This window comes from Aliiroseovarius sp. (assembly GCF_030148435.1).
Lineage (GTDB): Bacteria > Pseudomonadota > Alphaproteobacteria > Rhodobacterales > Rhodobacteraceae > JASBTN01.
Window position 1 is genome coordinate 93,077 of sequence record NZ_JASBTN010000024.1, and the last position, 8,275, is coordinate 101,351.

General features: G+C 59.7%; 10 protein-coding genes. 1 reads left to right on the plus strand and 9 read right to left on the minus strand.

Annotation, left to right across the window (positions count from 1 at the left end; genetic code table 11):
- Window positions 1–78: 78 nt before the first annotated feature.
- From Q1V43_RS04505 to Q1V43_RS04545, 9 genes are all read right to left on the minus strand, one after another.
- The gene (locus Q1V43_RS04505) at window positions 79–846 is read right to left on the minus strand and encodes a hypothetical protein (RefSeq protein WP_300514435.1); all 768 of its coding nucleotides are present in this window, start codon (window positions 844–846) and stop codon (window positions 79–81) included.
- Complete coding sequence (locus tag Q1V43_RS04510; RefSeq protein WP_300514438.1) at window positions 840–1,664, minus strand: sulfite exporter TauE/SafE family protein; 825 nt, start codon at window positions 1,662–1,664, stop codon at window positions 840–842. Before Q1V43_RS04510 ends, Q1V43_RS04505 begins: the two co-directional genes overlap by 7 nt.
- A 48-nt stretch (window positions 1,665–1,712) precedes the next feature.
- Window positions 1,713–2,717 (minus strand): tRNA dihydrouridine(20/20a) synthase DusA, encoded by a 1,005-nt coding sequence (gene dusA, locus Q1V43_RS04515; protein ID WP_300514441.1) that lies wholly within the window; start codon window positions 2,715–2,717, stop codon window positions 1,713–1,715.
- 283 nt (window positions 2,718–3,000) lie between these two features.
- Window positions 3,001–3,381 (minus strand): hypothetical protein, encoded by a 381-nt coding sequence (locus tag Q1V43_RS04520; RefSeq protein WP_300514444.1) that lies wholly within the window; start codon window positions 3,379–3,381, stop codon window positions 3,001–3,003.
- Window positions 3,382–3,644: 263 nt separating this feature from the next.
- The gene (locus Q1V43_RS04525) at window positions 3,645–4,241 is read right to left on the minus strand and encodes a PQQ-dependent sugar dehydrogenase (protein WP_366146204.1); all 597 of its coding nucleotides are present in this window, start codon (window positions 4,239–4,241) and stop codon (window positions 3,645–3,647) included.
- Window positions 4,234–5,003 (minus strand): IS5 family transposase gene (locus tag Q1V43_RS04530; RefSeq protein ID WP_300514447.1). Its coding sequence is split into 2 segments (ribosomal slippage): window positions 4,234–4,682 and window positions 4,682–5,003, totalling 771 coding nucleotides; the frame shifts between segments, so codons are not numbered across the junction. Before Q1V43_RS04530 ends, Q1V43_RS04525 begins: the two co-directional genes overlap by 8 nt.
- A gap of 36 nt (window positions 5,004–5,039) precedes the next feature.
- Window positions 5,040–6,395 carry a PQQ-dependent sugar dehydrogenase gene (locus Q1V43_RS04535; protein WP_300514450.1) on the minus strand — a complete coding sequence of 452 codons (1,356 nt, stop codon included), beginning with the start codon at window positions 6,393–6,395 and terminating at the stop codon, window positions 5,040–5,042.
- Entirely contained in the window at window positions 6,388–6,651 is a 264-nt protein-coding gene (locus Q1V43_RS04540; protein ID WP_300514453.1) for a ribbon-helix-helix domain-containing protein, read from the minus strand. Before Q1V43_RS04540 ends, Q1V43_RS04535 begins: the two co-directional genes overlap by 8 nt.
- A complete protein-coding gene (locus tag Q1V43_RS04545; RefSeq protein ID WP_300514456.1) occupies window positions 6,644–7,258 on the minus strand; it encodes a ParA family protein in 615 nt (204 codons plus the stop codon). The genes Q1V43_RS04540 and Q1V43_RS04545 overlap by 8 nt, the downstream gene beginning before the upstream one ends.
- Before the next feature lie 648 nt (window positions 7,259–7,906).
- Between Q1V43_RS04545 and Q1V43_RS16610 the strand changes: the two genes are divergently transcribed.
- Window positions 7,907–8,065, plus strand: a complete 159-nt coding sequence (locus Q1V43_RS16610; protein ID WP_366146203.1) for a pyocin activator PrtN family protein — start codon at window positions 7,907–7,909, stop codon at window positions 8,063–8,065.
- Window positions 8,066–8,275: the final 210 nt, after the last annotated feature.

An 8,275-nucleotide genomic window follows, 5' to 3' on the forward strand; every position in this document is an offset into this window, starting at 1 on the left:
TGGCCCACCTGTGGCGGGCGGTCGCTGCGCTCCATTTTCCTGCCTCCGGCGGGGATATTTGGAGAAAGGTGAAAGGGCTCAGAGCCAGGCCGCCACGCCGCCCGGCAGGTCCGGGCGGAAATAGGCGATCATGCGGCCTTCGGGTCCGGCCGTCAGCCCGTCTGCCCAGGGGGCGACCCCGTGCAGCGTGTGGCGGTGCAGCACATAGGCCTGGCCCGGTTTGGCCTCCAGCTCGATCCGGGGGCAACTGTCGAATACCTCGCGCCGAGCCGCCTGGTAGGCACCGGTCACATCATGGGCTTTCATCTTTTCCGGGGCCACTCCCTCGAACGCCTTTCGGAAAGCCGACTGCATGATCCGGTGGCTACCGTCCCAAAGGACAAACGGGCTGGCCGGCGTTTCCGTGAGCGGTACGCCCAGAAGCCAGGCATGCGCCTCGTCCACCCGGCGGCGGCGGTCCGGGCCGAATGGTTTCAACCCGTCCACATGGGCGCTGTCACGCCTGATACGGTAGCGATGTGCGGCCTCGCTCTCCTCCGTGCCCTGGCGCGGGTAGCCCGGGAACATGGTCGACAGCTGCGCCCGGTCAAGGGGCAGGTCGGCAAGGCTGCGGGCAAACCCCATCGCCGCGCCCTCCAGCGCCGGGCCTCCCGTAACACGCCCCTGACCGTCATTTTCCAGCGCATTGACCCCGACAAACCAGGTGTCGTCACAGCGCCACCAGGCAGCATGGGCGGGATCCTTCTGCGCGGCAATTGCCAGCGGGCGCACATGGTCGACCCAGGTCATGACCACCGGATCAAAACCGAATTTCGCCCAGCCGCTGGTCGCAAATTCGCTTACCATCCCAGCGCCTTCCTGAGCATGTTCAGCGCCACCAGTGTCAGGAAGACCGCAAAGACGCGCTTCAGGGGTTTCGGGTCCATCGCATGGGCCAGACGGGCGCCATAGGGGGTGGTGATCAGGGTCATCGCGATGGTCACGGTGAAGGCGGGCAGATTCACCGCTCCCACCGACCAGGGCAGCCGCGCCTCGGGCGCGATCGGCAGAAGCAGGAAACCGGCCACCGAGGGCACGGCAATGATTACGCCAAAGCCCGCCGCCGTGGCCACGGCCCGGTGGATCGCCTGTCCGTAAAGGCTCATCAGCGGCACCCCGAAGGAGCCCCCGCCGATCCCCATCAACACCGACAGAAAACCCAGCACCGGAGACAGGATCACGCGGCGCAGCCCACCCGGCATCTCGGCCCCAAGGCGCCATTCGGCCCGTCCCAGCCCCAGATAGGCCCCGATCGCCAGCCCCAGCACGCCGAAGACGCCCTGCAACACGACCGAACGCAGCCCAGCCGCCACCGCGACACCGACCAGCGCCCCCAGGGCAATCCCCGGTGCCCAGCCGCGCAGGATCGCCCAGTCCACCGCCCCCCTGCGATTGTGGCTTTGCACGGACCGCAGCGAGGTCACGATGATCGTCGCCAGTGACGTGCCCAGACAGATCTGCATCAGCTGGTCGGACCCATAGCCCAGCGCCGAAAACGCATAGAAGAAGGCTGGCACCAGGATGATGCCACCGCCCACGCCCAACAGCCCGGCCATGACACCGGCAAAGGCGCCGATCACCATCAACAGGCCCAGCATCGGCAGAAGGGTTGAGATGTCAGGCATGGTGTGGCTCCCGGCTTTGCCCCTTCCTAGACGATCCGCCGCAGGCCGTCAGCCCTCCACGGGCACGGTCTCGGGCACCGCTGCCAACGCCTCGCGCAAAAGCGGGATGCCGGCACCCGGTCTGGTCGCCCCTTCGGACAGGATACGCCGCCAGGCCCGTGCACCGGGGCGACCGGCAAACAGGCCCAGCATGTGCCGGGTGATCGAATGCAGACGGATCCCTTCGGCCAGGCGCGCCTCGATATAGGGGATCATTTCTTCGCCCACCTGATGCGCGGATTTCGGTGCGTGGTCCGCGCCGAAGATGCGCTGATCCGCCTCCAGCAGGACATCGGCAGGCTGGTGATAGGCGGCGCGGCCGATCATGACACCGTCCATCCGCTGCAGATGCGCCTCGGCTTCGTCCAGCGTGGAAATGCCGCCGTTGATCGACAGGTGCAGATCCGGGAACTCCGCCTTCATGCGATGCACCAAAGGGTAATCCAGCGGCGGGATTTCGCGGTTTTCCTTCGGCGAAAGCCCCTGCAACCAGGCCTTGCGCGCGTGCACGGCGATGCGGGTCACGCCCGCGCCGCGCATCCGGTCCAGGAAGTAGGGCAGCACGTCTTCCGCCACCTGGTCATCCACACCGATGCGGCATTTGACCGTGACCTCGACCCCGTCCGCGGCCTCGCCCATGGCCGCCATACAATCCGCAACCAGCCCCGGCGTCCTCATCAGGACCGCACCGAATGTGCCGGACTGCACCCGGTCCGAGGGGCAGCCCACATTCAGGTTCACCTCGTCATAGCCCCGGTCGACACAGAGCCGCGTGGCCGCCGCCAGCTCCACCGGGTCCGAGCCCCCCAGCTGCACGGCGACCGGGTGTTCCTCGGCATTGAAATCGAGCAGATGTACCGCCCCACCCCGCACCAAAGCAGGGGCCGTCACCATCTCGGTATAAAACAACGTCTCGCGGCTCATCAGCCGGTGGAAATAGCGACAATGGCGGTCGGTCCAGTCCATCATCGGCGCCACGCTTAGGCGGGCGGCCTTTAGTGCGTTGTTTTTCAAAGCCTTAGCCCCACATTACCCTATTACCCATGTAGCACGATTTCCCCTGATTTCCGGTGATTTCGGCGGGTTTTCGGCGGTTTTCGATTCTGAGTTGCTACCGTGTAGCACACCCGAGCCGACAGGACACCGTCCCATCCTGGCGCTCCGCCACCCCCGGAAACCGCCCGCCCTGGATCTCTGATTGAACCGGGAAAATCGGCAATCAAACCCCAGAGTTATTTTCTCCGGGACGAATCGATTTCCTCTTCACCAAAATGAAGAAGAAACTATCCATCATGACTTACATCGCCGACAGCACCAAGAACATGCTCGCCGTGATCACCGCGCAACAAGCTGCCCGCCAAAGCAGGCATTTTGCCGCCCGACCGTTGCTGGGTGCGACGCCACCTGTGAACAACCATGCACAGGCGGCAACGCAGAATAAAGCTGAACCAAGACCTGCCAGGGCCGCAAAGGCAGAAAGTAAGAAAAGGCCACAAACGTGGTCGAGTTCGATAAACCCTACATCGCCGAACGGATCACATCCGGTTGCCGCAAAACCTACAGGGTTCAGATCCGCCGCCGCGTGGACGGAAAACAACGCAGCCTCTGCAAAACCTTCCGCCATCTGAAAAACGCCAAGACATGGCGCAACAAGAAACTGGCGGAAATCGAACTGCATGGGTTTCTTCCGCATACCAGTCAGCTCGGAAACCGTCTGATTTTCCACTGCATACCGGTTTTAGAATGAGGGTGCGACCTTGGCAGGATATGCCGTCTGTTTGCAGGTTCTGTCCGCCCTTCCTCCGCGCCCAAACCTCCCCCCATAAATGGAGTCGGATCGGTCTGGGCGCTTTCCTGAATGCTGGAAAGAACGGTGGCGCTTTTCACCGGTCAGGATTTGCGCAGGGGATATGCACCCACTGAAGTTGACATAATTTTTCACTAACCTTTGAGTTGGTCAATAAGTTCTGCAAGTAGTACATCGTCCAATGGCGGGAGAACCATCGATGTTCCGGGGGCAAATTTTTGGGGATCACGAAGGTAAGCCATGAGCCTGGCCTCATCCCAGACACCGTTGAGCTTTGCCAGAGCAGGCGAATATCTAAATCCTGGCACGGAGGCGATTTCGCGGCCCATCAGTCCAACGAGCGACGGCCCTGCCGGAACGCCGAAGGTCGGCTGGTGACAGCCTGAACAGAAGCGGTTGAACGCCGACAGCTTGGCACTAGGGCGCAGTTCCAGCAGCACACCTCGGTCGACCCACGCCACGATGGCACCATCAGGCAACTCTGCCAGATCACGTATCCTTTCCCCAAGAAACATAGGTTCGGAATAGACAATCCGGTCTCCCACAGGGCGCAGGCGGTACATCCTGTTGCCTCGCAGGGTCGCTAACAGAAGATCGCCTTTCCAACGCTCAAACATAGGCCCTTTGACTTCGATCATCGCCGCTGTCGCGACCGACGGCACGAAACTTAATGCCGGTTCGGAAAAATCGCTGTGGTCAAACCCGTCGACGTTCAGCGGCCAACTAGGCAGCGGACTCGTAAAACTTGCACCATAGCCTGATAGACGCGAGTTTGATCATGGCCATGAAGTTGGCTGAAGTCTTCTCATAGCGTGTCGCGATCCGGCGGAATGAGGCTTTGAGCCGCCCAAAGAACCGCTCGATCTTGTTGCGCTCGCGGTAGATTTCGGCGTCAAATTCTGCGGGCAATTTGCGGTTAGCCTTGGGCGGGATTACGTCGATTGCGCCTTGTTCCCAGATCATCTCGCGGATCCAATCGGCGTCGTAGGCCTTGTCCGCGAGCACGTACTGTCCTGGCTGCAATCCATCCAAGAGCCGCGCGCAGGGCGGGGCGTCATGGGCTTGGCCCGGCGTCAGTTCGTAACGGATCGGCAGGCCGTCTTGATTGGTAAGTGCATGTATCTTTGTTGTTAATCCGCCCCGCGACCGCCCCATGCAACGACGCGTGTCGTTTTTTTGAGCGTCGCGGCAGAGTGATGCACCCGCACCGATGTTCCATCCACCATCACCATGTCCACGTTGTGGGCATCGGCAACCGCTTCCATGATCCGGTCCCAGATGCCTGCATAGGTCCAGCGGTTGAAGCGGTTGTAGATCGTCGTGTAGGGGCCGTATTGCTCGGGCAAATCCCGCCACGGGATGCCCGTGCGCAGGACATAGAAGATGCCATTGATGACGCGTCGGTCATCCACACGTTTCACGCCGCGGCTCTTGTTCGGCAGAACCGCTTTGATGAATTCCCATTCCAAATCGCTCATGTCTGATCGCGCCATGTGACTACTCCCGCCGCTTGTTTGGCGCGAAAGGAATCACAAGTCGTTGGGAATATGAAGCTCTTTGCGGGTACGCTGCCTAGTTGACCCGTAGTTGGTGCCGTACGTCACCAGCGGCCAACCGTAATTTGAGCCTTTACGAATCAGGTTGATTTCATCGCCGCCCTGCGGTCCATGTTCGGACGACCAAATCCGCCCTTCCTGTGTGACCACAAGTCCTTGCGGATTACGGTGTCCGATGCTGACAATTCGCGCAGTCCCGGCTTCTGGATCTATCTGCCATATCTTGCCGTAGGAGTTGTCTTCTTCAGTCTGTGCATACGGCTTTGAACCGTCGAGCCCGCTGAAGCCTGTGTCGCCCAAGGTCAGCAACAGGTCGCCGTCTGGCGCCCATGCAAGCTGACCCCCGGTTTCGCTATCGTCGAAAAGCCCCTCCGCATTCAGACACGGCTGGCTTTCATAGAGCTTCGTCCAGTCGCCCGCCGCTCGTGGCATGGCATCCCAACTCAGCGCAAGAACTGAAACGCGCATCGTGTAGCAGCGCTCTGTCGAGGACCACGCCTGATGCGCTGCAAACAGGCGCGTGGGTTTGTCTCCCGGCACGAATATGACGTCAGTCAGGCGAAGCCTCGGTGCACTTGCAGGACTATCAAAGTCCGCCAGATAAGCTGTTCGGTCAGCGGGTGGAGGCAAATCGAGCTTGAGCGCTGATCGACTACTCAGTTCCCCGGATCCTGCCAACCACTGAAAACTCCCGTCTCCACCGGCCACCAACAGACCCGCGGGCAACACCGCCAAAGCGCCACCATCTGCCGCAGGTGCTGTTACCAGACTCTCGAAGCGTCGCAATTCTAGCGGGTAAAGGGCGGTCCCGACAGTAGCCACCGAATTTTGGCCCGAGCGTGTTGATGTTAATTCAATCAGTAGTCCGAGGGTGCTTACCGCCGCCGAAATTCCGAGTACGGTCAGGCGCCCGCGCCATCCTAAATGTGGGGCCAAAGCTGCAAGCGCTGCGATGACGAGCGCCGTGAACAAGACGGTGCCCCCGGAAGTGAGCCCGATTTTGCGAAGAACCAAATACCCTGCAGCCATCGCCAAGACAGTGAGGGAAACCCAAAGGCCAAGCAGCAACCTTTGTCGTGGTGTTGCCGCGATGATCACCAAAGACAATGCAAGATAAAAGCCGCTGATATACCCTATCAGAAGCCATAAATCGGACGGAGCTCGCCCGGCCCCGAGCGCAACTGCTGCAAGTACGGCAAGCAAAATCGTCACCAAACCATGCCAACTGCCCCAAGCCAATACCGCAGCTAAACTGATCGCAGGGTGTTGCTTTTCAGAATTAATCTCAGACAAATCAATCATCCTATCCCACATTACATAACTACGCATTTGCGCGCTTAAGGTATTCCGCAAGCGCAACTTCCAATATGGCTTGGTGCGTCTGGTCTGTTTCGGCGGCATGAAGCCTCAGGCGCTTGTAGGTCTCGCCATCGAGGGCAAGCGTAAGCCGCTTCTCACCCGGTCGCTTAGTCGGTTTCTTGTCCTGGGTCGCGCCCTGCCCTGCCCAGCGTTGCGGGATGCCGGCATCGGTCGGTCGGCTTTCGGTGTTCAACAGGCCATCGAGGGCCACGGGTTTCTTAGCCATCCAGACTCCCTTTCACGCTATCCCATACGGCGGCAATCTCTGCCCCCGCCTTCTGGTCGGTTGTTTCAGATACCCCGTGCCCGGTCGCGCCGGTTTCGGCATAGGCGACACGTTGCGCGATATTCACCGCGGCAACGCGGCCATGTTGGGCCAGGACACGGGCGGCTTCCTCTGTGATCCGCGCACACGGCGTCTGGGACAGGGCAAAGACAAACGGCACCTTCGCGTCTTTCACTGCGGCAACGGTGGCCCCCACGGCGCGCAGATCGTTCGGTGACGGGCGCACCGGGATCAGCACCAGGCCTGCGGCTGCCAGCGGCTCATTCAGCCATTCCGGGTGAGCTGGCGGGATGTCGATCCTGCAGAGGTCGAATTGCGCCCTGGCGGCGTCCAGTGTGGCGCTTAGCGCATCGGGGGCAGGGTCGCGGTCTAGCATGGCCGGGGTATCCGCCTTCCGGCTTTCCCACCATCCCCTGAGTGAGCCTTGCGGGTCCAAATCGAGGCAAAGCACCCGCTTGCCGTCCAAAGTGGCGGCAACGGACAAATTGCGGGCCAGAGTGGTTTTCCCGGAGCCGCCTTTCTGAGCTGCGTTGAGGATCGTTTTCATGGGGCACTCCAAGGTGAGCACTGTGGCGGTTCGTCGATCGATCTAATGCCGCAAGCTCTTACTTGGCCGGTCATTGCGTCGGCCATCCAGACAGTCCTGTCGCTTGCGGAGATTATGAATGGGCCGTTAGGGGCAAGGGTTTCTGGATGGCTTTTCTCCTCAGAAACAACGATCATTCCGCTTTCATCAAATACAATCCCTGAGGATTGCGCCGACGCCTGCGGCGCGGCTGCAAGGATCAAAAGGGTTATTGTTCTTTTCATCGGCCTACCCACTCGCCGTTTCTTGCGAAGCTACCGCAAATATAAGCAGTCGCAAACGCATAATTTCATATCCATGCACTTGCGGAATTACGTAAATGCGTAAATATATAAGAACACAACGGACGTAGAGAGTTTATACATACCCCATGTCCACTGATCATAAGACCCTCAAGGTAAGGCAGTTTCCAAGCCGACGGTCGCGCAGCCGCGCAAGAAAGAAGCTCTTGGACTCGTTGCCATTGATCGTCGAAATGCATTTGTCGAAGCGGAAACCGCTGACATCAATGAAGCAAAGGCGGTTCGTGGCATCATTGATAAGCGTCTTTCAGACGCGGGCAGCTACATTTCTTCCAGCCCAAAGCCAGAGGACGGCGATCAATGAAATTTGTCACCTATCCGTATCCCCTATTTCAATCTCGAAGACAAAAGCCAGAAAGCTCAGAAGTTTGTCATGCTCCGTGACATAGCCCAGTTGATCGACATTCAGTTTTTCTCCGCACGAGAAAGATTTTCTTCCATCTGGTCGGAGGCCGAGCGAATTTGATCTAACATCAGACAAACAGGAATGGCTCCACATAATGTGGGGCCATTTTCCATTTTTTTTCCTGATTCTCTGAAGTGGTCCCATCTTTTCGGACAGGTTCGCAGCGTTTCTAAGGTGTATCGGTTTTAGGTTTCATGCTGCGTGTCGTTGCTCCAAGCCTGCCCAATATGCGTCGTCCGGTGTCTGCCGATCAAGCGCGGAATGGGGGCG

Bases quoted from the DNA above. Each gene is read 5' to 3' on its own strand.
- Q1V43_RS04540 (WP_300514453.1), bottom strand. From the start codon at position 6,651: ATGGCTAAGAAACCCGTGGCCCTCGATGGCCTGTTGAACACCGAAAGC.
- Q1V43_RS04505 (WP_300514435.1), bottom strand. From the start codon at position 846: ATGGTAAGCGAATTTGCGACCAGCGGCTGGGCGAAATTCGGTTTTGAT.
- Q1V43_RS04510 (WP_300514438.1), bottom strand. From the start codon at position 1,664: ATGCCTGACATCTCAACCCTTCTGCCGATGCTGGGCCTGTTGATGGTG.
- Q1V43_RS04535 (WP_300514450.1), bottom strand. From the start codon at position 6,395: ATGCGTAGTTATGTAATGTGGGATAGGATGATTGATTTGTCTGAGATT.
- Q1V43_RS04520 (WP_300514444.1), bottom strand. From the start codon at position 3,381: ATGCAGTTCGATTTCCGCCAGTTTCTTGTTGCGCCATGTCTTGGCGTT.
- Q1V43_RS04545 (WP_300514456.1), bottom strand. From the start codon at position 7,258: ATGAAAACGATCCTCAACGCAGCTCAGAAAGGCGGCTCCGGGAAAACC.